This is a genomic window from Sphingobacterium psychroaquaticum, from assembly GCF_900177625.1.
Taxonomy (GTDB): Bacteria; Bacteroidota; Bacteroidia; order Sphingobacteriales; family Sphingobacteriaceae; genus Sphingobacterium; species Sphingobacterium psychroaquaticum.
In genome coordinates this window covers 66848-92134 of sequence record NZ_FXAU01000006.1, presented here as the reverse complement: position 1 = coordinate 92134, position 25287 = coordinate 66848, and the positions used below count along the sequence as shown (strand labels likewise).

At 41.3% G+C, this 25287-nt stretch carries 26 protein-coding genes and 1 tRNA gene; 17 read left to right on the top strand and 10 right to left on the bottom strand.

The window, feature by feature from the left end:
- The first annotated feature begins 6 nt into the window (after nucleotides 1-6).
- The gene (locus B9Y69_RS14965) at nucleotides 7-732 is read left to right on the top strand and encodes a DUF4998 domain-containing protein (protein WP_085473791.1); all 726 of its coding nucleotides are present in this window, start codon (nucleotides 7-9) and stop codon (nucleotides 730-732) included.
- Between the two features lie 127 nt (nucleotides 733-859).
- Here the strand turns inward: B9Y69_RS14965 and B9Y69_RS14960 are convergent, their stop codons facing one another.
- Nucleotides 860-1249 carry a hypothetical protein gene (locus tag B9Y69_RS14960; RefSeq protein ID WP_085473790.1) on the bottom strand — a complete coding sequence of 130 codons (390 nt, stop codon included), beginning with the start codon at nucleotides 1247-1249 and terminating at the stop codon, nucleotides 860-862.
- Between the two features lie 382 nt (nucleotides 1250-1631).
- Between B9Y69_RS14960 and B9Y69_RS14955 the strand changes: the two genes are divergently transcribed.
- The 10 genes from B9Y69_RS14955 (at nucleotide 1632) to B9Y69_RS14910 (ending at nucleotide 9102) form a co-directional block, all read left to right on the top strand.
- A tRNA-Pro gene (locus tag B9Y69_RS14955) sits at nucleotides 1632-1705 on the top strand.
- 365 nt (nucleotides 1706-2070) lie between these two features.
- Nucleotides 2071-2283, top strand: coding sequence for a hypothetical protein (locus tag B9Y69_RS14950; protein ID WP_085473789.1), 213 nt, complete (start codon nucleotides 2071-2073; stop codon nucleotides 2281-2283).
- The gene (locus tag B9Y69_RS14945; RefSeq protein ID WP_085473788.1) at nucleotides 2283-2759 is read left to right on the top strand and encodes an RNA polymerase sigma factor; all 477 of its coding nucleotides are present in this window, start codon (nucleotides 2283-2285) and stop codon (nucleotides 2757-2759) included. Before B9Y69_RS14950 ends, B9Y69_RS14945 begins: the two co-directional genes overlap by 1 nt.
- A 1-nt stretch (nucleotide 2760) precedes the next feature.
- A complete protein-coding gene (locus tag B9Y69_RS14940; protein ID WP_085473787.1) occupies nucleotides 2761-3363 on the top strand; it encodes a hypothetical protein in 603 nt (200 codons plus the stop codon).
- A 32-nt stretch (nucleotides 3364-3395) separates the two neighbouring features.
- Complete coding sequence (locus B9Y69_RS14935; RefSeq protein ID WP_085473786.1) at nucleotides 3396-4226, top strand: helix-turn-helix domain-containing protein; 831 nt, start codon at nucleotides 3396-3398, stop codon at nucleotides 4224-4226.
- A 70-nt stretch (nucleotides 4227-4296) separates the two neighbouring features.
- Entirely contained in the window at nucleotides 4297-4914 is a 618-nt protein-coding gene (locus B9Y69_RS14930; protein WP_085473785.1) for a DUF417 family protein, read from the top strand.
- A gap of 216 nt (nucleotides 4915-5130) precedes the next feature.
- Nucleotides 5131-6036 carry a metallophosphoesterase gene (locus tag B9Y69_RS14925; RefSeq protein ID WP_085473784.1) on the top strand — a complete coding sequence of 302 codons (906 nt, stop codon included), beginning with the start codon at nucleotides 5131-5133 and terminating at the stop codon, nucleotides 6034-6036.
- A gap of 234 nt (nucleotides 6037-6270) precedes the next feature.
- Complete coding sequence (locus tag B9Y69_RS14920) at nucleotides 6271-7740, top strand: TlpA family protein disulfide reductase (protein WP_085473783.1); 1470 nt, start codon at nucleotides 6271-6273, stop codon at nucleotides 7738-7740.
- A gap of 23 nt (nucleotides 7741-7763) precedes the next feature.
- Nucleotides 7764-8228, top strand: coding sequence for an OsmC family protein (locus B9Y69_RS14915; protein ID WP_085473782.1), 465 nt, complete (start codon nucleotides 7764-7766; stop codon nucleotides 8226-8228).
- Between the two features lie 376 nt (nucleotides 8229-8604).
- Nucleotides 8605-9102, top strand: coding sequence for a group III truncated hemoglobin (locus tag B9Y69_RS14910; protein WP_234991263.1), 498 nt, complete (start codon nucleotides 8605-8607; stop codon nucleotides 9100-9102).
- On the opposite strand, the gene B9Y69_RS14905 is transcribed toward B9Y69_RS14910, so the two are convergent.
- Nucleotides 9094-10476 (bottom strand): M20/M25/M40 family metallo-hydrolase, encoded by a 1383-nt coding sequence (locus B9Y69_RS14905; RefSeq protein ID WP_085473781.1) that lies wholly within the window; start codon nucleotides 10474-10476, stop codon nucleotides 9094-9096. The two genes, B9Y69_RS14910 and B9Y69_RS14905, sit on opposite strands and share 9 nt — an antisense overlap.
- Nucleotides 10477-10523: 47 nt before the next feature.
- Here B9Y69_RS14905 and B9Y69_RS14900 point away from each other — a divergent pair, with 47 nt between their 5' ends.
- Complete coding sequence (locus B9Y69_RS14900; protein WP_085473780.1) at nucleotides 10524-10829, top strand: Smr/MutS family protein; 306 nt, start codon at nucleotides 10524-10526, stop codon at nucleotides 10827-10829.
- A gap of 3 nt (nucleotides 10830-10832) precedes the next feature.
- Here the strand turns inward: B9Y69_RS14900 and B9Y69_RS14895 are convergent, their stop codons facing one another.
- Entirely contained in the window at nucleotides 10833-11729 is an 897-nt protein-coding gene (locus B9Y69_RS14895) for a LysR family transcriptional regulator (RefSeq protein WP_085473779.1), read from the bottom strand.
- An 81-nt stretch (nucleotides 11730-11810) separates the two neighbouring features.
- Between B9Y69_RS14895 and hutH the strand changes: the two genes are divergently transcribed.
- From hutH to hutG, 4 genes are read left to right on the top strand one after another with little or no spacing between them, the layout of a single operon-like run.
- Nucleotides 11811-13379, top strand: coding sequence for a histidine ammonia-lyase (gene hutH / locus B9Y69_RS14890; RefSeq protein ID WP_085473778.1), 1569 nt, complete (start codon nucleotides 11811-11813; stop codon nucleotides 13377-13379).
- 2 nt (nucleotides 13380-13381) lie between these two features.
- Nucleotides 13382-14635, top strand: coding sequence for an imidazolonepropionase (hutI, locus tag B9Y69_RS14885; RefSeq protein ID WP_085473777.1), 1254 nt, complete (start codon nucleotides 13382-13384; stop codon nucleotides 14633-14635).
- Nucleotides 14632-16641, top strand: a complete 2010-nt coding sequence (locus B9Y69_RS14880) for a urocanate hydratase (RefSeq protein ID WP_085473776.1) — start codon at nucleotides 14632-14634, stop codon at nucleotides 16639-16641. The genes hutI and B9Y69_RS14880 overlap by 4 nt, the downstream gene beginning before the upstream one ends.
- Nucleotides 16638-17627 (top strand): formimidoylglutamase, encoded by a 990-nt coding sequence (gene hutG / locus B9Y69_RS14875; protein ID WP_085473775.1) that lies wholly within the window; start codon nucleotides 16638-16640, stop codon nucleotides 17625-17627. Before B9Y69_RS14880 ends, hutG begins: the two co-directional genes overlap by 4 nt.
- Nucleotides 17628-17796: 169 nt before the next feature.
- On the opposite strand, the gene B9Y69_RS14870 is transcribed toward hutG, so the two are convergent.
- Nucleotides 17797-18798: a 3-keto-disaccharide hydrolase gene (locus B9Y69_RS14870; RefSeq protein ID WP_085473774.1), complete on the bottom strand. Its 1002-nt coding sequence runs from the start codon at nucleotides 18796-18798 to the stop codon at nucleotides 17797-17799.
- 113 nt (nucleotides 18799-18911) lie between these two features.
- On the opposite strand from B9Y69_RS14870, the gene B9Y69_RS14865 reads away from it, so the two are divergent.
- Complete coding sequence (locus B9Y69_RS14865; protein ID WP_085473773.1) at nucleotides 18912-19994, top strand: AI-2E family transporter; 1083 nt, start codon at nucleotides 18912-18914, stop codon at nucleotides 19992-19994.
- A 262-nt stretch (nucleotides 19995-20256) separates the two neighbouring features.
- Here the strand turns inward: B9Y69_RS14865 and B9Y69_RS14860 are convergent, their stop codons facing one another.
- The 6 genes from B9Y69_RS14860 to B9Y69_RS14835 all read right to left on the bottom strand — a co-directional run bounded on the left by B9Y69_RS14860 (nucleotide 20257) and on the right by B9Y69_RS14835 (nucleotide 25282).
- Entirely contained in the window at nucleotides 20257-21000 is a 744-nt protein-coding gene (locus B9Y69_RS14860; RefSeq protein ID WP_085473772.1) for an SDR family NAD(P)-dependent oxidoreductase, read from the bottom strand.
- A gap of 120 nt (nucleotides 21001-21120) precedes the next feature.
- On the bottom strand, nucleotides 21121-21732 hold the full coding sequence (locus B9Y69_RS14855; RefSeq protein WP_085473771.1) for an alpha-ketoglutarate-dependent dioxygenase AlkB family protein: 612 nt from the start codon (nucleotides 21730-21732) through the stop codon (nucleotides 21121-21123).
- A complete protein-coding gene (locus tag B9Y69_RS14850; protein WP_085473770.1) occupies nucleotides 21732-22580 on the bottom strand; it encodes a bifunctional transcriptional activator/DNA repair enzyme AdaA in 849 nt (282 codons plus the stop codon). Before B9Y69_RS14850 ends, B9Y69_RS14855 begins: the two co-directional genes overlap by 1 nt.
- 76 nt (nucleotides 22581-22656) lie before the next feature.
- Nucleotides 22657-23961, bottom strand: a complete 1305-nt coding sequence (locus tag B9Y69_RS14845) for a bifunctional folylpolyglutamate synthase/dihydrofolate synthase (protein WP_085473769.1) — start codon at nucleotides 23959-23961, stop codon at nucleotides 22657-22659.
- A gap of 10 nt (nucleotides 23962-23971) precedes the next feature.
- Nucleotides 23972-24796, bottom strand: a complete 825-nt coding sequence (locus B9Y69_RS14840; protein WP_085473768.1) for an energy transducer TonB — start codon at nucleotides 24794-24796, stop codon at nucleotides 23972-23974.
- 75 nt (nucleotides 24797-24871) lie between these two features.
- A complete protein-coding gene (locus B9Y69_RS14835; protein ID WP_085473767.1) occupies nucleotides 24872-25282 on the bottom strand; it encodes an ExbD/TolR family protein in 411 nt (136 codons plus the stop codon).
- Between the last annotated feature and the right edge of the window lie 5 nt (nucleotides 25283-25287).

The window sequence follows — 25287 nt, the reverse complement described above, 5'->3', positions numbered from 1 at the left end:
TATATCATGAAAAAACTAAAGAATCATATTTTTATAGCGCTAGGAATTATCTTGTTAGGATACAGCTGTAAACCAGCGGATCACTATTACGGCGAATACCTAAGCAATGGCGAAATTTATTACCCAGGACGTATCGACTCTTTGTCGATAATCCCTGGGAATCAGCGTGCGTTACTTCGGTTCCGAGCAACAACCGACCCGAAAGTCAATACTGTTAAAATTTATTTGAGAAGTAGTCTTTCGCCGAAAGCAGAAATTATCTCTGCCCCTATTGAAAGTGGAGAGCATGGCAACATAAAAATTGTAAACTTAGATAACTTGTCCGAAGCGACATATACAGCAAATGTATTCTCTTTTACGGCTGCTGGTGACAGCTCTAGACTGGTTACAGCAAGTCAATTTGTTTATGGCCAGAGCTACATTCGGACACTCGTAAACAGATCCTTTACGCGGTTTGATAAGTCTAACCCTACAAATCCATTTTTGGTATTTGTGCGCGAGAATAACCTCCCGCGAGAAGGCAATTTTTTCCCGATGCAAATGACAGAAGTAACCTACTTGAGAAACACAGGCGATTCCGCTACCGTACGTATTACTCCTTATCAAGATTTTGCACAATTGACAAACATTAAGTCGCCTAGTACCGTAAAATATCGTACGGTCTATAAACCGATCCCTACGTCAATTGACTTCTTCTACACACCATATTCCCAACAGGCATATACCAAATAGTGTAGTGCTATCATCATTAAAAGAGGCGTTCCAATATGGAACGCCTCTTTTCTTTTAATAAGCAATAATAAAATTCTGTATCAAAATAGCGTTTAAAACGCTTCTGATTGAAGCCCGATCGCAAAATTTACTTTTGACCATCCAGGATCGGTTCTCTTTTCAATTTTGCCCCGATCAGATACCCCACATAGGTTCCTAAAATCGACGCAATAATATCTTTATAATCAAAGTAGTTGTGCTTAAAGACGGTACCTTGAATAAGTTCGTAGCCGACAAGACCAATTGCAGAATAGATCGCATACTTCCTGAGCGACATATTTTGATATTGCGTAAAGTAGAAGAATACGATAATGAGTCCTGCAAAGAAGTTCGGAGAAGAATCTGCTATACCAAAATCATTGATGTGGTTTGCATAGATATACGTTCTGTAAAAGGATTTAAATAGTATCGCAATGATGGAAAGTATAATCATCATCATCCAGGTGTACTTCGTTTCCGACAGGGATTTAAATTTCATTTCAGGTATTTTTATAGCGCACAAATAAAGGAATTACGATGCATATTTCAAAGTCACTTTTGTGTTTTACGATGTGGTTTTGGTAGTAAAAAGGGAATTATTCTCGTGTAGTTCTTTGACTTTATATGCAAATGGTTGGGTTTAACCTTTTCATTCTGACAGAAGACTATAACGTATCATTCCTAACCGGAGCTCTCCGACAACTGAAACCTAAACGGGAATTATTTTGTAAAATTGCTCCTTTCGAAGGTCTAAAGAATCTAAATAAATAAAATATCAACAACATTATCAGGGATTTACTATTTTATTTATTTACTACTCTTGCAAAGTCGAATTAATGCACTTATATTTGCACCACACAAAAACAAAGGTGATACCTTTTCGGGGTGTAGCGTAGCCCGGTATCGCGCCACATTTGGGATGTGGAGGTCGTAGGTTCGAATCCTGCCACCCCGACAAAAAAGCTCTAACGAAAGTTAGGGCTTTTTTCGTTTACGGGGTTTGGCAGTCGATGAGAACCGAGGTTCGATCCAAAGGAGGCTCAGGTCCTAGCGCGGGGCATGGGCGGCTGAGCCAATCCTGCCATAGGATGTTTACCCGAGAGAATGTCTGCTCCAAACAATCATCCTTAAAACATCATACCTAAACATGGAGAATATCACCACAACCATTAAACAGGTTTATAACTATTCTTATCATGTTCTCTCTCAGGGAAATTTTTCACTCACTCATAAAAACCTTAGATCTTAACAACTTTTTTTTCTACTGCTGTAATTTTCTGCACTCTTTGCTTACTAACTGTATAAATTAACATATTCAACATGAGCAAGACAGAAAAAAAACAAATCAAAAGCAGTATCTTGATGGTCGTAGGAATGCTTTGTCTATTAATTGGTCTAAATAACGTACCTAATCTTCTTAAGTATTCGGCATTAGTTTTATCACTGACATCATTTCTTTACTTAATTTTTTGTTTTATTAAAGATGCAAAAGATCAGATTACGGCAGTTAAAGGAAAAATATCAACTAAGTAATGACAGAAAAATCTTATCTCCAAAAAATTGAAGAGCATAAAGGTATTATCCTAAAAGTGGTAAACCTTTATGCTGATGATTTGGAAGACAGAAAAGATTTATATCAAGAAATTATCCTGCAAAGCTGGCATGCCTATCCGCGATTTGAAGGAAGTTCCAAATTTTCTACCTGGCTATACAGGATAAGTTTAAATGTCGCTCTTACTTTCTTGAACAAACGGAAGAAAGTTGAAAAAATAAAAGAAGGCTCTACTACGGACATTTTTGTTGAACCTCATGAATTATCAGAAAGAGCTGATTTCCTGTATCGGGCGATTAAGCAGCTAGCAGAAATTGATCGGAGTATAATCATGCTTCATCTCGACGGTTTTAACAACACAGAGATTAGTGAGATAATTGGTATTTCTAAAGGAAATACCAATGTAAAACTGCATCGTATTAAGCAACAATTAGCAACTATTCTAAATCAAAAATAAAATGGACATACTAAAAGAATGGCAAAATTTGTCTGCAGAAATGCAGACGACAAAACAAAGCGAAGAAGTATCAGTATTTACGCTTGATGTCCGTTCGAAAGATATTTTACAAGATTTACTCTACAAATTGAAATGGAAATTAAGATGGATAAGGATTATTGATCTTCCTCTTCTCGCTGTTGCCTTATTTTCTGAAACAGATTTGAAAATACTACTTCTTGCGGTGTTTGTACTCTATGAATTATCCTATTGGATGGGCAAAAAAGAATTTAATAAAATAAAAACTACCGTTGATTACACTTCCGATACAAAAAACGTATTAGAAAATAACTTGTGTGCAATTTCTAAAATCCTTTATTTAGAGAAGATATGGGGCTATTTAATTGCTCCTTTAGCAGGACCAATTGGTTTTCTGTGCTACAAACTATATGTACATAAAAGTTTTGAAACGGTGTTTGCACTTCCGAATATCTATTTACATCTGGCACTTTTAATTCCATTAGGTATTTTCATAATTGTTTTGGGGAACATAATGAACAGAAGTCTTTTTAAAGAGCAGATAGCAAATTTGAATGAAAAAATCAAAGAACTATCTAATCACTAAATTTGGTACTATAAAATAAGCCAAAAAATCCTTTGGACACGATCATCAAAATATCAGATTTCAAGAACACAGCGATTCTTCCAAGACTCCATGAGCCCTATTATTTTATTGTCCTTATCGATGGAAACGCTACTTTCTCATTAGACTTCAACACCTATACAATTCAAGGAAAAAACATACTCTTCCTTTCCCCTTACCAGCTCTTAAACTGGGAATCTACCAACATAAAAAAAATGAACTTTCTGCAATTCCATGGAGATTTTTATTGCATTGAGTATCATAAAGCCGAAGTCGCCTGCAACGGTATATTATTTAACAATATATACGAAAAACCATACATCACTATAGATGCTATTTTTCATACGGAGATTTCCACACTTTTCAATAAGATAAGAGAGATAGAAAACACAGTGACCAACTATGACCAGTCTATCCTACGGTCATACCTTCAGCTCATACTAGCCTTGTGTAGCAAAGAAAAACAGATTGAAAACAAACACCTTGAAACACCTGGTCCCAAGTCCAATGGCTTAAATTTCAAAACTCTGTTAGACACGGATTACTCCGCGTCAAAATCCGTATCCCATTACGCTGATCAATATGGTTTATCCGTAAATGCCTTTAGTAAAAAGGTAAAAAAACAATACGGAAAAACACCTTCCAAACTTATTCAGGAGCGGTTAATACTTGAGGCAAAAAAGCTGCTACATTTAACGTATAAAAGCGTAAAAGAGGTTTCCGTCACACTTGGTTTTGAGGATGAGTTCTATTTCAGTCGTTTCTTTAAAAAAGAAGTTGGCGTTTCTCCTAAAACATTTCGTGACAAAGTCGGTATATCCATCGTCGCTAATAAGTCTATGTAATATCCACATTTATCCATGTTTACAGTAGTGCTATGATCGTACTTTTGAATAACTTAAAAGGACGTTAAAAATGGAAAAATTTCTTACATTGTTCATTACATTTCAGAATAGCTACATCAACATCATGCGCATTGCTATATTCGTAGTTATGGCATGGATCGGCGGATTAAAGGCTTTCACCTACGAAGCAGACGGAATTGTTCCCTTTGTTATTAATAGTCCATTTATGAGTTTCTTCTATCAGAATACGGGGAACACGGTGATAAATGAACAAGGAAAGGAAGTCGCGGAATACACCCTCTACAAAAATCCAGAGGGGAAGACCGTTCAAAAAAATATAGAGTGGCACACACAAAACAATACATATGTTTTCTCCTACGCCTTAGGCCTCGTTATCATAACGATTGGAATCCTCGTTCTCTTAGGCATTTGGTTTCCAAAAATCGGTTTCTGGGGCGGTCTTTTAACGACAGGAATGTCCTTGATTACACTCTCCTTTCTACTCACAACTCCCGAAGTTTATGTCCCTAATTTAGGTGGAGATTTCCCAACACCAACCTATGGTTTCCCTTATTTGTCGGGAGCGGGAAGATTAGTGCTGAAAGATATTATTATGTTGGCCGGAGGGCTCATCATTGCCTCCGAAGCGGCGAAGAGGATGGTGCAAGATAAGCGAAATCTATTTTAGAATTAGGGCATAGGAATACACAACACCTATGAAATCGGTCTGAAATCAGTAATAAATAACTCGTTAAACAAGTAATACCTTACTATGCCTAAGGAAAATAAACCGCCCTAATGCAAAATAGGTAAAAGACTAGCGTTAAACAAATCGATAATTTCCAGTCAATTATGTATTTTTATTCATTGTGACAATTTCAAACCATTTAACCCTAAATCAAGGATGATAAACAACAATCGTATCAAGCAAGTTATCTGTGGACTCTTACTGACGCTGGGTTGTATAACCGCATCAGCGCAACCAAACAGTAAATTATGCTTGCGTGTTGGATTGATTGCCGATCCGCAGTATGCGAACAAAGATGATCATGGTCTTCGTTTGTATCGAAACTCGCTAGAAAAAGCGAATGAAGCAGTAGCAACCCTGAATAAACAAAATGTTAATTTAACCATGGTGGTAGGCGACCTTGTTGACCAAGGAACAAAAGACCTCAAGCCTATACTTACGAACTTAGCAAAACTAGATTCAGCTTCTTATAACCTATTAGGTAATCACGACTTTGTAGAGGTGACCGACAAAAGAAATTTATACCAGGCATTTAATATGCCCGCCCCCTACTATACCGTGGATAAAAATAATTGGAAATTCATTTTACTAAACACGAATGAGCTGTCAAACTATGCCGCGGAGGAAGGCTCTTCAGAATTTACAGCTTGGGAAAACCTACGTGATAGTCTTAAATCAGCCGGTAGAAAAAATGCAGCGCCTTGGAATGGCGGTATTGGTGCAGTACAAATACAATGGTTAAAAAACCAACTAAACGAAGCCCAGCAGACAGGACAGAAGGTAATAATATTTACACACCATCCCCTATTGCCAGAAAACGGATTGGAGACACTAAACAACAGAGAAATCCTAAGTATCATACAACAATACCCAAATGTGAAAGCCGTGATTTCGGGTCATCACCATGAAGGTAACTTCGCAGTCTTTGAAGGTGTTCCCCTGATTACACTAGAAGGAATGGTCGAAACAAAAGAAAATGCTTTCGGTGTTATGGATATCTATGAAGATTATATTGAAATTAAAGGATACGGTCGTCTGAAGAATAGAGAGCTAAAATTCTGATAATTCACTTCGTATATTCCGAGGTTATGATACAGCAAAATAATGGATGGATTAATTTTGATTGCCACATGGTACCCGCTATTATCTTTGCATAAATTCCGACTGATAAATTGAAAAAACTCATATTATCACGTTAAACTACTCTTTTAGTGAATATAATTTAATATCTTAACTGAGTTATCATTAGAAAATACTAAAAAATCCTCAGACGCTACTAAATTAACCTAATATTATATGTGGAGAATAATAGTTTCATTCTTTTGTATCTCTTTCATATCAAATGCTTCTTATTCGCAAGAAGCCAGTTATGATAAAAGTGGTTACGCATCCTTGATTATAAAGTTCTCAGGAGACTACCCAAAAGAGAAGCCCATTACGCAAATCAACCTGTCAAATTTTTTCGTATCAGAAAAACCAATTGATTTCCATCACCTCAATGATTCCACGCTCTTCGTATCATTTTACACTTACGGACCTACCCTATATTATTTCTTCTATAATAGACAATATTGTAAAGGCTTGTTACTGCCGGACAAACTAGACGTATTAAATATTAATTACGTGGATTCGTCAGAATATTCCACGCACTATACAGGATCATTTAAAGACCTCTTTAATCATTCAATAGAAAATGGAGAAATGATTCGAGAGGCGTTGTTTTCAGGAAACTATTTTTCCAGGAAAAAACCAGTTACCTACCTCAGCGCAAATGATTATAGAGATTCAATTTTGAAAGAAAATGAGCGAATGTTATCAAATGTCTCCAATAAAAATCATTCTGAGTTTATGCAGAATTATTTTAGATATGAGATGGAAGGGGTAAGTAAGTTGTTTTTTCTGTACAATGATTACAATAGTAGGGCTTATAAGGAACAGAAAAAAGACTCTTTAACTATTAAAACCCCTCTTCAAAGAGACCTTTCTTTTTACGAGAATATTAATATAACAAATTATGGAGATTTAGATAAATATATCGCACCGCAATCTAACCTCTTAAAAGCCGTACGTCAAGATTCCTTATTAAGGTTACCCAATATTTTAAACAGTACCCCAGTAGAATACAAAGCTCAGTTAGAAAAAATATTTGGTCTCGAGATGAAGGGCAAAAAGAACATGTTTTATGAAATCATGATAGCAGGTGCTTACATGGATAATATAAATATTGAAGTACCACTATCTGAACAGCAAAAATTGGATATTCTTAGTTTTTTTAGCAATTCTAATATTTCTAACTACATTTTGTATTACAACGAACTTATTTCAACTAATAAAAGTAAATCGGCGAAGTATTATTTACCTTTTAAAAAGGAACAAGATATTGTTTTCGATAACATTATCAACCAATACAAAGGAAAGGTTATTGTAATGGATTTTTGGGCTACTTGGTGTGGTCCCTGTTTAGCCGCATTTTCTGAAATAAAAAAAATAAAAGAAAAATTTGAAAATGAAGATGTAGTTTTTGTCTATTTAACAAACGAAAGCTCTGATAAAGGTTCCTGGAATAAACAAATAAATTACCTAGGTGGAGAACATTATTATTTGTATTATAATCAAAGTAAAATCATCAATAAACGATTCGCCATTGAGTTCCTTCCTAGTTACTTAATCTTCAACAAAAAAGGCGAACTAGCCCAGCAATCCTTGGGAGCTTACATGGGAAATGAAACACTCAGCAAGTGGATTAATGAGGCCTTACATCCTTAATATTGATTATCAACAAGACAAAAATGCAACATAATTATATAGCGACAATCCAGTGGACGGGTAACAAAGGCACAGGAACAGACGACTATCGAAAATACGAAAGAAGCTACGAAGTACGAGTCGATGGCAAGCCTACTATTTCAGGTTCATCCGACCCTGCTTTTCGAGGGGACAAAAGCAAGTACAATCCTGAAGACCTTTTAGTTGCCTCCTTATCATCCTGCCATATGCTATGGTATCTACACCTTTGTGCCGAAGCGGGTATCATTGTCGTCGATTATATGGACAATGCAACAGGAATAATGGCAGAAACAGCAAACGGAGGTGGACAGTTCACAGAAGTAACCTTAAATCCTATTGTAACGGTTAAAGAGACTAACATGATCGATAAGGCAAACGAGCTACATAAAAAAGCGAATGAACTATGCTTCATCGCCAACTCGGTCAATTTCCCCGTGCGCCATCACCCTACGGCAAAAATACCCTAGAAGACCAGGTAAGGAGCTTCACCAATTGCTTGGGAATAATAACTAAAGTTTTTTCTAAAAGAGCCTCTGCCTAGCGCTGCAGAAAAAAAGGCAGGGCAATCTAAAGTATTTGCTTATATCAGCGAAGACGAACAGAAGACAATGCAAGGCGTTGGCTTGACACAATACACAAATTTCCGATTTTGAATACCCTTTTTCCAATTTTGATATTGACAAACCCTACAAACATCCTATATTTGAATATTATTTTTAATCAATCTAAATAAAAATATTATCTCTTCTCAATACGTTGTCGCAGGGTTCGCCCTGCGGCAATTATTAAAGCCCTCTTCAGAATCTCTTTTTGCTAACTCAACTACCTCATAAAAGGTACCACATGATACATGTCAGCCATTATTACCTCGATATGTCAAAAATCAGCAGTACTATCCTTAACTTTACCAAAGTAGGCAAAAATAATGTAAGTACATTTGGGACGAATAGCATGAAAAAAGATATTCAACAATTAGACGATATTAAACTTCTGGTAGATACATTTTACGATACAATACAGAAAGACGAACTATTGGGGCCTATATTCAATGGCGTCATTCAAGATCGATGGTCGGAACATCTCGCCAAAATGTATACCTTTTGGCAGACGATTCTACTGGATGAATACACCTATCAAGGCCGTCCTTTTCCGCCTCATGCACAGCTCCCCATTCAACAAGAACATTTTGATCACTGGTTGGAACTATTCTATGCCACCGTAGACAATCTGTTTGCTGGCCCTATCGCTGAAGAAGCAAAATCAAGAGGACGTAAGATGGCCACCCTATTTATGGTAAAGCTGGATAATATCCGACAATCCCCGTTCCGTCCGCTATTGTAATAGATCTAGTTGCTGGTCAACCAAATAAAGCAGTGAAGCAATAGCTGCGACACCGGATTGAAGCTCACGTTTGTCCACCGCCTCAAAAACATCTTTTGCTGTATGGTGTAAATCAAAGTAGCGATGTGGATCTGGTCTAAAATTAAACATAATCGTATTCGGAAAATGACGGCCCCACACGCCTGAATCAACACCCGGACTTCCCTGCAGAAAGCGCGATACCCAAAACTTTTCCTCAAATAACGGCTTCCATTCTTTCTGAATCCATTGCACTTGCTCGGCAGACGCCTTAATATCAAAACCACGTGGTGCAAAACCACCCGCATCGCTTTCTATCGCTGCAACAATACGTTCATTTTTCGCCTTCGCCGTCTCTCCGTATTTCATCGAACCATTAACCCCGTTTTCCTCATTCATGTAAAAAACAAGACGAATGGTATGCTTCGGTTTATAACCGAGTTTCATCAACGTACGAATGGCGTCCAATGTACCCATCGTTCCCGTACCATTATCATGTGCTCCCTCACCTATATCCCACGAATCGATATGCCCACCGATGGTAATAATCTCGTCGGGCTTCTCTGTACCACGCCACTCAGCAATCACGTTGTGACTATTTGCCACCCCGTTCCATTGTGAGGTATTGCGTATAAAAACCTTCGACTTAGGATTCTCTTTTAAAATTTCTGATAAACGTATAGCACCAACTGCCGATATAGCAAGTGCAGGTATACTATCAATTCCTTCTACATAACGTGTTCCACCGGTATGTGGATAATCATCGATTCGAGAAGAGGATAACGAACGAAACAGATATGCCACTCCACCTAATTTAGCTACTTCCGCTGGCCCTCGGCTGCGCTGTGAACTATTTAAGCCATAGGCCGCTCCAGTTTCTACGATAGACTCATCCCAAGGCTTGTTTACAAACACAATCTTACCCCGAACCGCATCACCATGCTTCTTCAAATCGCTCAACAGCTCGACCTCCAACACCTCAGCGGAGAGACCCGAATTACCCGTGCCTACCGATCCACCAAGTGCCAAAACTTGTAACGGTTCCCTACTCGGTAATACATACGCTTCCTCCTTCATCCCGCGATCCCAATATGGTACCTGTACGTCTTGTAGATATACCGTATTAAAGGCCATTTCCTCCATCAACTTTTTCGACCATAGCACCGCTTCCTCCGCTCTTTTAGATCCAGCGATCCGATGACCTATTTCTTTTGTTAAATAACGTAAGTTGTCATAGGCCTGTCCGTCATAAAACGACGTTTTATAGATACGGTCTAACATACTGGTATCTTGCTGAGCGACAGCTGCTGATCCAATAAGCGCCGTGAAAACGAAGGAGGAAAGAATGGTTTTCATTTAGATGATATGTTTACAATGCTAAACATAAGTATTATTTTTGAAAAATGGCAAGAGAACTACCCCGACCGGCGAAAGAGGTTGACTTACATGCAGAAGACTTTATCCACGATATGGATGTGTATGAAGCACGCGAATTACTTTCGGAATCCATAGACCTACTTCGGGCATCACTCGATGCAGCGATCTATTGGGATTACCCAGAGATACGTTTTATTCATGGTAAAGGAAAAGGCATCTTAAAAAAAGCAGTTTACGAAGAGTTGGCCTATTACAAACAGAGTGGCGCTATTGCAAGCTACCACCCTTCCTACCACAATGAGGATATTGTGGTCGTACATATCGGTCTGTAGACCTTATGCATGGATTTCTTTTTGTACAATATCCAAAAATACATTGATACCCCGTTGTTTTACTTTTGGATTCCAGAGCAAGGACAATGTCGTACGTTGCGGAATCTGATCTAAATCTATAAATTTCACCTGTGTAGTATATCCTTTTTTGAGCGAAGCCGGCACAATAGCCACCCCAAGCCCCTGTTCCACCATATTAAAGATAGTCAGTGCATTTACGGTACGCAATGCTACATGTGGTTGGAAACCGGCATCTTTAAAAATACTCATCACCAGATCAAAGTAAGAGTGACTATAATCTTTAGAAAATAGAATAAAAGGCTCTTCTTGAAGCGCTAGAAGTTTCGTAAAATTATCCTGCTGTGTGGGGTAAGCATAAGGAACGACCAGCGAAAAATGTTCCGTTAAAACCGGGATTCCCGTTAATCCTTTTGGAATCGCATCTATTCGAACAAAACCAAAATCCAATTCTTCTTTTAATAGTTTGGTAACCTGCGCTTCATTGGACAGCTCCTGCAAATCAACTTCCACCCGCGGGTGTTCGTGTTTTAAAGTAATCAGCAACTGCGCCAAAATAGACTGTACTGCAGAACCGATAAAGCCCAACCGTAACGATAAAGCATCGTGATCTGCTATAGCTTTTAATTCTTGCTCTACACGCTCCAAATTATGGAAAAGCGTGTCTACCTCTTTTTTAAGATAAACGCCTGCCGCTGTCAACCGAACAAAACGTGTACCTCTTTCAAATAGAGAAACTCCGTAGATCTCTTCCATTTGTTTAATCTGACGTGTTAATCCTGGCTGTGAAATAAACAGCCGTTCGGCAGCCCTTCGAAAGTGCAACTCCTCGGCTAACACTTGAAAATAGTTAAAATGTCTTAACTCTAATTGATAACCCATAAGTATCAATGATTGATAAAATTGATATTTATAATTATTAAATATAGGTGTTAAATTTGAATTACAAGAATCAAACAATATATGAACCCATTTCAATACGGTGTCGACCACCTTACCTGTTCGACCGCTTTCCAAATAGTACAAGGCCAGCGCGATGCGGAATTATCGGACGCTCCAAAAGCAGCGATTAATAAAAGCGCATCCTATGTACAACAGATTGTAGCATCAGGAAAAATCGTTTACGGCATAAACACGGGCTTCGGTCCTTTATGTACGTCGTTGATCAGTGCCGAAGATACGCGTAAGCTGCAAGAAAATATATTAATGAGTCATGCGGTTGGCGTGGGTGAACCCATTGATCAGTCCCTTTCAAAACTAATGTTAGTGTTAAAGGTCCATGCTTTGGCTAAAGGCTTTTCAGGTGTACAATTGACCACCGTGGAACGCCTTTTATGGCATATCGAACAGGATATTATACCCGTAGTACCGAAACAAGGTTCCGTTGGTGCTTCCGGCGATTTGGCTCCCCTATCTCACCTTTTTCTTCCATTAATTGGTTTAGGAAAGGTATGGTATAAAGGGGAGATTGTCCATACAAAAGTACTTTTTGAGCAACTTGACATGCAACCTGTGGCATTGGGTGCAAAAGAAGGTCTTGCCTTAATCAATGGAACACAGTTTATGGCAGCACATGCCGTAACTGCTGTCGTAGAGATGCAAAAGCTATTGAGCAATGCAGATCTTGTAGCGGCACTGATGCTTGAAGGATTAAATGCGTCGATCAAACCTTTCTTTGCGGAACTGCATAACCTACGTCCATACAAAGGAAACCAGTTTGTCGCAAGCACGATATATAATTTACTGGAAGGCTCGGAAATTCTGCTATCGCACAAAAATTGTTCGCGTGTTCAAGATCCGTATTCATTACGGTGTATCCCTCAAATTCATGGTGCCTCGCGCAATGCTTGGCTACACCTGAGGGAGACGATTGAAATTGAAATTAATGCGGTAACGGACAACCCGATTATCATCAATGAAGAATTGACCATTAGTGGCGGAAGTTTCCACGGACAGCCGATTGCTCTCCCGATTGATTACGCAACATTAGCGGTATCCGAAGTTGGGAATGTGTCTGACAGAAGGGTCTACTTATCGTTGGAAGGCGACACCCCAAATGTACCCAAACTCTTATTAGCAGAAACGGGCCTTAACTCTGGTTTTATGATCCTTCAGTATACTACCGCAGCGCTTGCCAGTGAAAATAAAGGATTGTGCTTCCCGGCGAGTGCAGACAGTATACCGACGTCTCTGGGACAAGAGGATCACGTAAGTATGGGATCAATTGGCGGACGTAAACTGCTGCAAGTGCTAAATAACGTAAATAATATTTTAAGCATTGAATTGATTTGTGCTGCACAGGCTTTTGACTTCCATAAACCGTTACGCTCCACTCCGATTCTGGAAGCTATTCATACCGAAATAAGAAAGAATATTCCACATATCCATGCCGACCAACCGATGGAAGATATTCTATTGGCGGCACAGGAGCTTATCCGTTCCGGAAAACTAATCGAAACAGCTAACACCGTTGCCGAGCAAGAAAAAATCGCTTTTTATGGCACACATGTTGAACATTTTAATGCTTTTTAGGTATGCAGAAAAAACTAATCGGCCCTTTCAAACAAGTACTTTCTCTGGCGGATATTCCGCTGAAAGGGGCTATATCGGATCAGCAGCTCCATGTTATTCCTGAATCGGGTATTCGAATCGAAGACGGAAAAATTGTCGAAATAGGAACCTATTCAGACCTTAAAGCAGCGGCAACAGCAGATACCGTGCTCATCGTACCAGAAGGGGATCAGGTAGCCGTACCTTCATATGTTGATTGCCATACGCATATCGCTTTCGCTGGCAATAGAGCAAATGATTTTGCTTTACGCAATGCAGGAGCAACTTATCTCGAAATTGCACAGGCTGGTGGCGGTATTTGGAGTACGGTACAGCATACTCGTGAGGCCAGCGAAGCAGAATTGGTAAAAGGAATTATTGAACGTGCCAATTTCTTGATGGCGCAAGGGGTCACCACAATTGAAGTAAAAAGTGGTTATGGCTTATCGATTCTAGAAGAACTAAAGATGCTTCGTGCTATTAAAGAAGCGCAGAAAGAACTTTCTGTAACGCTTATACCAACCTGCCTTGCAGCCCATATGAAGCCTCGTGATTTTGAGGGTGATAATAGCGCATACCTTAGTATGGTTGCAGATAATCTCTTCCCGCTATTAAAAGAAGAAGGATTAACCACACGTATCGATGCCTTTATTGAACAAAGTGCTTTCTCGGCCGAGGAAATTACGCCATATTTTGAAAAAGCCCGTGCGTATGGATTTGATATTACCGTTCATGCCGATCAGTTTACCACATCTGGAAGTGCCGTAGCTGTTGCTTTTGGCGCACGGAGTGCCGATCACTTAGAAGCTTCAACGGAGCAGGAAGTGGCACTGTTGGCACAATCCGATACCATTGCTGTTGCACTTCCGGGCGCGTCCGTTGGTCTCGGTTGTGCGTTCACCCCTGCGCGACAGTTGCTGGATCAAGGTGCTTCACTTGCTATTGCGACAGACTGGAACCCCGGGTCAGCACCGATGGGACAGTTGATGGCACAGGCATCGATTTTAGCGACCGCTCAAAAATTAAGCAATGCCGAATTGTTTGCCGCGATCACCTTTCGCGCAGCGCACGCTCTGAACCTCAGGGATAGCGGTCGGTTAGCGGTAGGTGAACAAGCCGACTTTATCACATACAAAACAGATAATTATCAGAACATTACCTACCTACAGGGAAGCTTGCAACCCGAACAGGTATGGAAAAATGGAACGAACATCTTTACAAAAGGAGAACGAGCATGACATTCCAAGAATTAATTTCACAAGGTATTCCCACCGTATTGCCACCTAAAGCGACATACGACAATACAATAAGCCATGCCCCAAAGCGAAAAGATATATTAACACCTACAGAGAAAAAGCTGGCGATACAAAACGCATTACGCTATTTTCCTGCAGCATGGCACCAGGAGCTTGCGACTGAATTTCTCGAAGAGTTACAGCGGTATGGACGCATCTATATGTATCGTTTCCGACCGACATATACCATGCACGCTCGTCCGATAACAGCCTATCCGGCCAAAAGTCAACAGGCGGCAGCCATTATGTTGATGATTCAAAACAATCTGGACCCTGCCGTTGCGCAGCATCCGCATGAGCTGATTACGTACGGCGGTAATGGTGCCGTGTTCCAAAACTGGGCACAATATCTTTTGACCATGCGTTATTTGTCCACGATGACGGATGAACAAACACTACACGTATATAGTGGGCATCCGATGGGCTTATTCCCATCCTCCAAGGATGCACCTCGTGTCGTCGTGACAAACGGCATGATGATTCCCAACTACTCGAAACCTGACGATTGGGAGCGTTTTAATGCATTAGGTGTAACCCAGTACGGCCAGATGACAGCGGGGTCTTATATGTATATTGGCCCGCAAGGTATCGTTCATGGAACAACCATTACCGTGATGAATGCTTTCCGTAAACAATTACCGGCAACCGAAAGTATCGAAGGAAAAGTGTTTGTCACATCAGGCCTGGGTGGCATGAGCGGCGCGCAGCCTAAGGCGGGGAATATCGCCGGATGTATCACCGTCTGTGCGGAAGTAAATCCCGATGCGGCACATAAACGTCATAGCCAAGGTTGGGTAGACGAACTATTTGAGGATCTTGATGCACTGACCATCCGGTTAAAGGAGGCTATGGCACGAAACGAAGTGGTTTCCATCGCTTATATTGGAAATATAGTAGATCTCTGGGAAGGCCTCTATGCTGCCGGCATACACGTTACGGTTGGTTCCGATCAAACCTCATTACATAACCCGTGGGCGGGTGGATACTATCCGGCAGGGATAACGTTTGATGCCGCGAATGAGATGATGGCTGCGCAGCCTGAACAATTTAAAGAAGCGGTACAGCAATCGTTGATCCGTCATGTCGAAGCGATCAATAAGCACGTGTCCCATGGAACGTACTTCTTTGACTACGGCAATGCCTTCTTATTGGAAAGCAGCCGGGCTGGAGCAGATGTTATGGCTGCCGATGGCATAAATTTCCGCTATCCTTCTTATGTACAAGATATCTTAGGCCCTATGTGCTTTGACTACGGTTTTGGTCCATTCCGATGGGTATGTACATCGGCCGATGCAACTGACCTCCAGAAGTCAGACCGTATTGCGCAAACCATTTTGGAACAATTACAGGAAACTGCTTATCCGGAGATCAAACAACAACTTCAGGATAATATCCAGTGGATCCGTCAAGCGGAAGCAAATAGATTAGTCGTTGGCTCGCAAGCACGTATTCTCTATGCCGATGCAATCGGAAGGATACAGATTGCCAAAGCATTTAATGCCGCCATTCGATCGGGAGAAATTACAGCACCCATTGTGCTGGGGCGGGATCACCACGATGTGAGCGGCACAGATTCACCGTACCGTGAGACCAGCAATATCTATGACGGAAGTAAGTTTACCGCAGATATGGCCATCCACAATGTAATTGGCGATAGCTTCCGTGGTGCGACCTGGGTTTCGATACATAACGGTGGCGGTGTTGGGTGGGGCGAAGTCATTAACGGTGGATTTGGATTGGTGCTTGACGGTAGCGAAGCAGTAGACCGCAAATTGGAAAACATGCTGTTTTATGATGTCAATAATGGTATTGCACGCCGTGCTTGGGCAAGAAATAAGGAAGCCCGTCAAGCGATCGAAGTAGAACTAAAACGTAGTGGCAATCTACAGGTCACTTTAGCGGAAGAAGTAGATCCAGTGGTACTACAAGCTATTTCTGAAAAGTTATGATTAAGCAAGCAACCACCCTATATTATCAAGCACCGACGCCCCGGGAATGGGGCGGAAGAAACGATGGTTCCGAAGCGCAGCATCGTCGTTGGCATCAGCAGATACAGCTTGTCGATCTAAAGCAGACGACAAGTTTTGACGGTGCTTTTGTCGTCTTGGGCTTTGCCTGTGAAGAAGGCGTTGCGCGGAATTCGGGTCGTGTAGGTGCTGCACAAGGTCCAGCGGCACTGCGTAAAGCTTTGTTAAACCTACCGATCTTCGATGCGAAACATACCCATCTATACGATGCCGGAGATATTATATGTACCGATCAAAACTTAGAGGCCGCACAGGAGGCCTTAGGCGATGCTGTACAGCAAATACGCCATCACGGTGGCTTTCCGATTCTTCTAGGCGGTGGCCATGAGATTACCTATGGTCATTATCTAGGCCTCCGATCTGCAGTCGACAAGCAATTGGGAATCATCAATTTGGATGCACACTTCGATTGTCGCCAGCCGAAACCCGCCGCAACCTCGGGAACTGGATTTTATCAGATTGCGGAAGACGAGAAAAAGCGCGGAAATAAGCTTCATTATTTACCGATAGGGATTCAAAAAATCAGTAATACGAAAGCCTTATTCGATGAGATGCACAAACAAGGTATCGCGTGGATTGAAGCGGAAGACTTTCATTTGGGAAATAAGGACCGTATACTGGAATCAATAGATGCGTTTCTGGCGCAAGTGGATCAGCTTTATCTCACCATTGATCTCGATGTTTTTGCGGCACCTTACGCGCCAGGGGTTAGCGCCGCCGCCTTTTGTGGCATTGTGCCAGATCCTTTCTTCTGGCTGGTGTTACGCAGGATTTTGCAATCGCCAAAACTCATCAGCATCGATATTGCCGAGCTGAATCCGCATTTCGATATCGATATGCGTACGGCTAAACTAGGAGCTAATTTAATCTTTGAATTATTGCAACATTGTAAAGAAAAAACATTGTAAACGAAAAAGGTCGGTTTGCCTAGGCAAACCGACCTTTTTCGTTTACATCTCTCTGGGATGAGCGTCTCTTTCTAGCTGGCGCGAGCTTTTAGCTCGTGTCCCTACTCAATATTAAGTTTTAAGTCTGAGCTGAAAGCCTGCCTGCGGTAGGCAGGCTCGAACTAGCTTACTACTTCGCTGGGATAATCGTAATCTTCCTAAACTCGATGCCTGTATGGTCTCCCTGTAAGTAGATTGGCCCTGGTTCGCCTTCTTTGCTATCCAATGCACCACCTGTAATACCAGGAATCTCTTGGTTACTGATAATCGTTTTACCATTTGCGACAATGGTTACCAAACGACCACGAAGGGTAATCTCGTATTTATTCCATGTATTTGGTCCTAGTGCAACCATTTCATTAGGTGCTAAGAATCCATAAACACCACCGAAATACAAAGCTCCCGGATGTCTATCTTTTGGTGAATCTTCAATTTGCACTTCGTAACGCCCTCTTAAGTAGATCCCCGAGTTACCTTCCGTACCATAACGGAACTCTGCAATCAGTTTGAAATCTTCGAATTTCTGATCACTGATCAAGTTTGCTCCCGCTTTCTCATTCGTTAGGATACCATCTTTTACACTCCACTTATTATCTTCCGAAGATGGTTTCCATCCGGTTAAATCTTTACCATTAAACAACTCAATCGGCTCACCCCACTGGGCTTCACCCGTACGTGTTAAGTAAGGTGCTTTAACACCTGTAAAAGTAAATTTATTACCTTTATTACTCGTAATCGTTCCTTTCAATTCACCCCCTACCAGTTCACCTTCAATCGTAAAAACGCCATCTCCCCCTTCCCACTGTGGTGGAATTTCAAAAGAAAACTTACCCGCATTCAGCTTAATATGTGAAACCGGGCGGCTACTTCCTGCATCAGCTACAAACGCCCCCACTAAGGTATTGAAACCAGACAGTTTCACTTCTAGCCAAGAAGGTACTTCTTTTCCTTCTTTACTTACAGTCAAGTCCCAACGACCAATAAGATCTTTCGACTCTTCTGGAATGGTTTGTGTCGCTGCATTATGAATCTCCTCTTTTTCTTTTTTGTCCGTCTGTGTATTGTTACATGACACTACACTTGTTGCCAGTAAGCACATCAAGGTGCTGTAACCTACAATTTTTTTAAACATTTTTCTATACGGTTAGGGTTTACAAAGTACTAAACTACAAAATATAATTTTTAATTCAATTTCATGGAGAATCCACAATCTTTCTTTATTTTGTTGCGAGAGAATACATCGCTATGAAATACCGTCAAATAAACAATAACTCCATTAATCAGGTCATGTTGATTGTCATCATTATCTTGATTTGTTTTTTGGTTTTTAAAAATCTATTTTATTATCTACCAGGCTTTTTAGGTGCGGTAACTTTATATATTCTATTTCGAAAATCGTACTATACATTAACGGTAAAGAAAGGCTGGAGGAAAACTTTGACCAGTTTACTCTTTATTCTTTTGTCCATTATCTTTATTGTGTTACCGTTATGGGCACTGATCGATTACATGGTTCCGCAGATTAATGAATTTTTAGGAAACAGAGATGAGATCATGGATAAGTTTAACACCCTAAAGGTCTACATGTCCGACAAACCATTTTTAAAGGATATCGATATGTCAGATGCTGCTTTGTTTTCCTTCCTGCAGAACCTCACGAAGTACGTCCCTAATATTCTGAATTCCGTCATGGAGGTGGTTGTTAATATTATCGTTACTTTTTTTGTGTTGTTCTTTATGCAGGTTCATTCCCGAAGAATGGAGGCTACACTGTATCGCGCTATTCCTTTCAGCCGTACAAGTAAACGCGAAATATGGGATGAGGTAAACCTAATGGTTCGTTCTAATGCCATCGGTATTCCGATCCTTGGCTTTATACAAGGTGTTGTGGCGATGGTTGGCTACTGGATATTCGGTATCGATAACTATGTGCTCCTCGGTTTATTAACAGGTATTTCCTCGATTGTCCCTATCCTGGGCACGATGACGATTTACATTCCTGTTTGTATCATGACATTGGCAACAGGGAATACCTATAATGCAATAGGACTGACACTATACTGCTTTTTCTTAGTGGGTGGTGTAGATAACGTACTTCGCTTTACCATCTTAAAAACAATTGGGAATGTACCACCAATGATCACTGTTTTTGGGGTATTATTAGGGCTGAATATGTTTGGTATGTTGGGCTTGATTTTCGGTCCACTGATCCTATCTTCTATCGGAGTATTGATCAAGGTCTACAGCAATGAATATGGAAAGGGGATCGTGCGGAATGCTTTGGAAAACCCAAAAGATATTCCAGGTGAAAATGACCCGGAGGAATAGGGACTATCTTAGAAGCAAAGAGGTATGACCAGCTTAGAGCGGGTTATCGAAGGTGTAAAATAAAATAGCCCTTCGACAGACTCAGGGTGACATGATTGCTGTCACCTTCAGCCTGTCGAAGGGCTGCTTGTTAAAAAGCATTCTTCGCTAGCGCGAGTCTGCCTGCGGTAGGCAGGTTTTCAATTCGTGCTTTTACAATATGCGACACGAGCTACAAGCTCGCGCCAGCGACCGATTCTAATACACTTCCTCAGAAATTTAGTTACTTCGCTAAATACCCACCATCTACCGGGTAATAAGCACCTGTCGAGAAACTCGATTTATCCGATGCGAGCCATAAGGCCAGTTCCGCTACTTCATGCGGTTGACCTAAACGCTGCATGGCATGTTGAGAGGCTAAATACTGCTGTGTACTTTCATCTAGTGCGCCATCGATAAGTGGCGTGGCAATAAATCCGGGACCTATTGCATTGATACGCACACCACGGGTACCATATTCCCAAGCCGCACTCTTAGTAAGTCCAACGACACCATGCTTTGCTGCAACATAGGCAGACGAATTTGCAAAGCCAACAGCCCCCAAGATGGACGCCATATTAACAATGGAACCACCAACCTTTTCAATCTCTGGAATCTGGTAGTGCATCCCGTAAAAGACACCATTCAAATTAATATCGATCACTTTGTTCCAGGACTCGATTGGATAATCCCCTACCGTAGCGGAAGCTCCGCCAATACCGGCATTATTAACAGCGATATGTAAAGCGCCAAAATTCTCGATCGCGGCTTCAACTATTTTTTTATTATCTTCTGCAGAAGATGCATCCGCTTTCACAAACACGACATTGCCTTCACCGAAATTATTCATCAACTCGCGCCCCAACGTATCATTTAAATCAGCGACAACCACCTTAGCTCCTTCTTGAACGAAAAGTTCAACAATGGCGCGACCAATACCGGAAACTCCTCCGGTCACTATGGCTACTTTGTTTTCCAATTGTTTCATACTATTCTTTGTTTGGTTTTCAACAATTTACCAATAAAAGAGCAACAACAAAATTCAATGGAAAGGGATTAGATTGAAGATGATGATAGACTGACAAATGAGGAGCAAAATGGCACTAAACTAATAATTTTCAATCTGACGAAACGTCAAATTAATGCGAGGACCATGCGGCTTTGTCGTTGGAGGAAGGCGATGCAACCAGTAATCTTGCGTTTGATCCTTCATCACGAGTAAGGAACCATGGGCTAAGTTAAAATAAACCGTTTCCTTAGACTGTTTATGCTTAAAGCCGAATTTTCGTTCTGCACCAAGCGTAAGTGAAGCAATAGCGCCATGCTTCTTCAAATCTTTTTCGGCATCACTATGCCAGGCCATGCCCTCGGAACCATCATGATATAAATTACAAAGACAAGAATTGTAACGCTCTCCGGTTTCCTTTTCCACCACCGCTTTAATTTCCAAGAGTGTCTTATCCCACAACAAAGCTCGTTTCAAAATACCGGAGTAACTATATTCAAAAGGAACATCGCCATACCAGGCAACCTTACGTTTTGTATACAAATGCTTCCCGAAGATGACTGCTTCATCATTCTTCCAGGCAAGGTTTTCCAACAAAGTTTTAAAATACAGATCGGAGATCTCTTGTCTAAAAACAGGACCGTAATAATTTACGGTACCATCGTATGGTAGATAATTCTTTGTCAAGTCAGGAAGATCTTCAAATAATTTCATTACTCATCGCTTAATGTACTTCCCTCCCAACCTATAAGTGCGGTCTTGCGCGTAATTCCCCAGCGATACCCGCCTAATAATCCAGAGGTTTGAATAACGCGGTGACAAGGTATTAAAAAGGCTACCGGATTGCTTCCTATGGCATTCCCAACGGCTCTAGAGGACTTTTCTCGTCCGATTTCGGATGCTATCTCTTTATAGGTAGTTAGCTTACCTGCTGGAATCTTGAGCAAAGCTTCCCATACCTTTAATTGGAAGTCGGTTCCCCGTAGGTGCAACCGAACTGTGGGTAAGTCATTCCAATCGCGTCTAAAAAAAGTCAGCACATCTTGATGCATGTCGCGTTGTTCCGCAATCAGATTAGCTTGTGGATAAGCCTCAAATAAATCATGTACCCCTCCATCCCCTTCGGTATCAAATGCGACATAACAAATTCCTTTATCTGTAGATGCAATAAGCACTTCCCCAAAAAGGCTACTATATGTCGCATAATAGATTGTCAGGTTCTTCCCGCCATTTTTATACTCAGCAGGTGTCATTCCCTCAATCTGTATAAAGAGATCATGTAAACGGCTCGTACTCGATAGGCCTAACGCTAAGGATGTGTTAAACAGGCTGAGCTGCTGCTCCGCCAACATACGCTTGGCATACTGCAACCCGGTATACTGTAAAAATTTTTTAGGGCTAGTGCCTGCCCATTCTTGAAATATCCGCTGGAAATGGTCTGGACTAACATGTACATGTGCTGCAATATCTGCCAGAGATGGCTGCTCCTGATAGTGCGTTTGTACAAAATCAATGGCCGCAGCTATCCGTGTATAATTAATAACCTCTTGCGATTTTTCCATATACAAATATCACGCAATCTTCGGACTTAAAAAATCTGTTTCTTGCGAACTTCAGAGAGCGATGTTAAAATCCGAGCTAAGCCCGATACAACGCTAATATTTCGGCCACAACGAAATTGCTTCCTCCAACAAAAACAAGGTCTTGAGGTTCATATTGCTCCTTCGCAGCAGCCAACGCTTGGGGAACTTCCGCATACGCCAGACCTTTTAAACCATATCCTGCAGCCTTTTCTGCCAACTCATTTGCAGGCATCGCCCGTGGCATATCAGGGCTGCAAAAATAATACAACGCATCCTGTGGCAGCTGGGGTAGCATATGACTCAGATCCTTATCTCGCATCGCTCCAATAACAATATGTAAACGCTGATGTGGTGTCGCTTCAATATTTCGGACAACTTCCTTGATCCCGTCTTCATTGTGTCCCGTATCGCAGATAACCAAGGGGTCCTGCGATAAGATCTGCCACCGTCCTTGGAGCCCCGTAGATGTTTTAACCTGAGACAAGCCTGTCGCTATTTGTGTGTCATTAATTTTCCATCCCTGTTCCCGCAGCACGTCGACAACCGATAATACGCCTAAAATATTTTTCTGTTGATAACTCCCCGATAGATCCAACAACCAGTCCTGTTGTTGGCTGTCCTCCAGACGTAGAACGTTAACCTGCATTCCTGCCTCTACAAGTTTCGTTGATAGCACCTGCCGCCTATCTGTCGCAAAGCATAAAGGAGCTTCCATTGCTTGCGCTTTAGTAATAAAAACGTCGGCTATAGCTGGATCCTTTTCCGATACGACAACTGGAACCTGGGGCTTTATAATCCCTGCTTTTTCGCCTGCAATCTCAACCAAGGTATCACCCAACAAGTTCATGTGATCCATCCCGATATTGGTAATTAAACATACTTCAGGCGTAATAATATTGGTGCTATCTAGGCGTCCTCCCAGCCCGACTTCGATAATAGCGATATCAACCTCTTCTTTGGCAAAATGATCGAAAGCCATCGCCACTGTAACCTCAAAAAATGAAGGTTGCAGCTCCTCGATAAAGTCCTTGTGCGTAAGCACGAAATCAATGACCGAAGCCTCACTGATCATGGTGCCATTAATACGGATGCGCTCCCGGAAATCTAAGAGATGCGGCGAAGTATACAAACCCGTTTTATAGCCCGAACTAGCCAAAATCGAAGCCAACATATGTGAGGAGGATCCTTTGCCGTTGGTACCGGCGATATGAATGGTTTTGAACTGATTTTGTGGATTTCCTAATACTTCGCAAAACGCTAACGTATTACCCACATCTTTTTTAATAGCGGAAGCGCCATCGCGGGTAAACATTGGTAATCGAGCAAATAAGTACTCGATTACCGCTGCATATGTCTTCATGTTGTAAGAATTATCTTAGCTTGAAATTAAAAACAATCACACCAGTTTGAGAATCCGGTGCATTTGGAAGCTGATTTAACCGCGCTCCCATAACGGCACGCTCGCATTTTTCAAGTAACGCACGACTCGAAATCGTGGTTCCTTTTACCCCGGCGCGAGCACGGGTTACTACCCCACTACGATTTACGCTAAACTCAACCGCTACGCGGCCTGCCTGTTGTCCATCATCTTGGATATTAGGACGTACTTCAAAACGTCTGTTCGCAATAGTCAACATCATATTACCATCACCAGACCCACCTTCGCCATAATTACTGGCTAAAGGATCGCCCAACTTACTGCCCTGATTTCCGGGTGTTGTGCCCGTACCATCTCCAGTCCCGACAGCATTATTCTTTTTCCCTTTATATAAGGCGTTTGGGTTCACTGCTGGCGTTGCATTTTTCTTCTCTACGGTAGATACATCCGCATTTGCTTTCACCGGTTTTTCATTCTTTGGAACAGCTGGCGCATCATCCATATCTTGTGTCGCAACCACTTTATCGGCTACTTGCTTCGACGGCGTCGGCACAGGTGTTGTCTCTGGGTCTATTTTATCCGGTTTTACATTATTGGCATTCTCATCCATCGAAGGCTCATCCACACTCATATAATCATCGCCCATACCCTCATCAGCAGTACCGTAATTTACAATAATACCCCCCATCCCATAGCGAGGGATTTCTTGACCACCAAATACAACAAAAAAACCAATCAGAACCAATACGCCCATCACCAAGGCAGAAAGCCCTAATGCTTTAGGTAAATTGTTCTCTTCTCGGGATTGGTAATACATATTCTTTATTCTATACTAAAATGCTTTCTATTTTGACATCGCATCTGATTAATCGTTTAATCCGACGTGTCTTTCTTACTTATCTTTTTTCGGTTCTGTCGCCAATACTAACTTCACCTTATTTCTATTTGCGACATCCATTACAGCAATCACATTTTGAATAGGCACCGAACTATCTGCGTATAGCATGATGGTCAAATCCTCTCCTTCGCCAGCCTGCGCTTGGATAAGAGGTTCCAACTGCTCCAATGGCACCGTTTGTTTATCCACATGATAGGCTAGATCTGCAGATATAGATACCGTCATTGTTTTTTTTGCAACCGACTGTTCACCTGCACTAGACTTCGGCAATAAGAGCTTCACCACTTGCGGGTTGGAAACTGCAGAGGCCAACAGGAAGAACAACATCAAGAAAAACATGATATCATTCAGCGCCGCAGTATGTACCTCGGCTGTCGGTTTATTTCTTCTATTTCTTAAATTCATTATCC

What these genes read in the sequence shown, in the direction of transcription:
- B9Y69_RS14965 (WP_085473791.1), top strand. Translation starts at nt 7, where the DNA reads ATGAAAAAACTAAAGAATCATATTTTTATAGCGCTAGGAATTATCTTG.
- B9Y69_RS14960 (WP_085473790.1), bottom strand. Translation starts at nt 1,249, where the DNA reads ATGAAATTTAAATCCCTGTCGGAAACGAAGTACACCTGGATGATGATG.
- B9Y69_RS14950 (WP_085473789.1), top strand. Translation starts at nt 2,071, where the DNA reads ATGAGCAAGACAGAAAAAAAACAAATCAAAAGCAGTATCTTGATGGTC.
- B9Y69_RS14945 (WP_085473788.1), top strand. Translation starts at nt 2,283, where the DNA reads ATGACAGAAAAATCTTATCTCCAAAAAATTGAAGAGCATAAAGGTATT.
- B9Y69_RS14940 (WP_085473787.1), top strand. Translation starts at nt 2,761, where the DNA reads ATGGACATACTAAAAGAATGGCAAAATTTGTCTGCAGAAATGCAGACG.
- B9Y69_RS14930 (WP_085473785.1), top strand. Translation starts at nt 4,297, where the DNA reads ATGGAAAAATTTCTTACATTGTTCATTACATTTCAGAATAGCTACATC.
- B9Y69_RS14925 (WP_085473784.1), top strand. Translation starts at nt 5,131, where the DNA reads ATGATAAACAACAATCGTATCAAGCAAGTTATCTGTGGACTCTTACTG.
- B9Y69_RS14920 (WP_085473783.1), top strand. Translation starts at nt 6,271, where the DNA reads ATGTGGAGAATAATAGTTTCATTCTTTTGTATCTCTTTCATATCAAAT.
- B9Y69_RS14915 (WP_085473782.1), top strand. Translation starts at nt 7,764, where the DNA reads ATGCAACATAATTATATAGCGACAATCCAGTGGACGGGTAACAAAGGC.
- B9Y69_RS14910 (WP_234991263.1), top strand. Translation starts at nt 8,605, where the DNA reads ATGATACATGTCAGCCATTATTACCTCGATATGTCAAAAATCAGCAGT.
- B9Y69_RS14905 (WP_085473781.1), bottom strand. Translation starts at nt 10,476, where the DNA reads ATGAAAACCATTCTTTCCTCCTTCGTTTTCACGGCGCTTATTGGATCA.
- B9Y69_RS14900 (WP_085473780.1), top strand. Translation starts at nt 10,524, where the DNA reads ATGGCAAGAGAACTACCCCGACCGGCGAAAGAGGTTGACTTACATGCA.
- B9Y69_RS14895 (WP_085473779.1), bottom strand. Translation starts at nt 11,729, where the DNA reads ATGGGTTATCAATTAGAGTTAAGACATTTTAACTATTTTCAAGTGTTA.
- hutH (WP_085473778.1), top strand. Translation starts at nt 11,811, where the DNA reads ATGAACCCATTTCAATACGGTGTCGACCACCTTACCTGTTCGACCGCT.
- hutI (WP_085473777.1), top strand. Translation starts at nt 13,382, where the DNA reads ATGCAGAAAAAACTAATCGGCCCTTTCAAACAAGTACTTTCTCTGGCG.
- B9Y69_RS14880 (WP_085473776.1), top strand. Translation starts at nt 14,632, where the DNA reads ATGACATTCCAAGAATTAATTTCACAAGGTATTCCCACCGTATTGCCA.
- hutG (WP_085473775.1), top strand. Translation starts at nt 16,638, where the DNA reads ATGATTAAGCAAGCAACCACCCTATATTATCAAGCACCGACGCCCCGG.
- B9Y69_RS14870 (WP_085473774.1), bottom strand. Translation starts at nt 18,798, where the DNA reads ATGTTTAAAAAAATTGTAGGTTACAGCACCTTGATGTGCTTACTGGCA.
- B9Y69_RS14865 (WP_085473773.1), top strand. Translation starts at nt 18,912, where the DNA reads ATGAAATACCGTCAAATAAACAATAACTCCATTAATCAGGTCATGTTG.
- B9Y69_RS14860 (WP_085473772.1), bottom strand. Translation starts at nt 21,000, where the DNA reads ATGAAACAATTGGAAAACAAAGTAGCCATAGTGACCGGAGGAGTTTCC.
- B9Y69_RS14855 (WP_085473771.1), bottom strand. Translation starts at nt 21,732, where the DNA reads ATGAAATTATTTGAAGATCTTCCTGACTTGACAAAGAATTATCTACCA.
- B9Y69_RS14850 (WP_085473770.1), bottom strand. Translation starts at nt 22,580, where the DNA reads ATGGAAAAATCGCAAGAGGTTATTAATTATACACGGATAGCTGCGGCC.
- B9Y69_RS14845 (WP_085473769.1), bottom strand. Translation starts at nt 23,961, where the DNA reads ATGAAGACATATGCAGCGGTAATCGAGTACTTATTTGCTCGATTACCA.
- B9Y69_RS14840 (WP_085473768.1), bottom strand. Translation starts at nt 24,796, where the DNA reads ATGTATTACCAATCCCGAGAAGAGAACAATTTACCTAAAGCATTAGGG.
- B9Y69_RS14835 (WP_085473767.1), bottom strand. Translation starts at nt 25,282, where the DNA reads ATGAATTTAAGAAATAGAAGAAATAAACCGACAGCCGAGGTACATACT.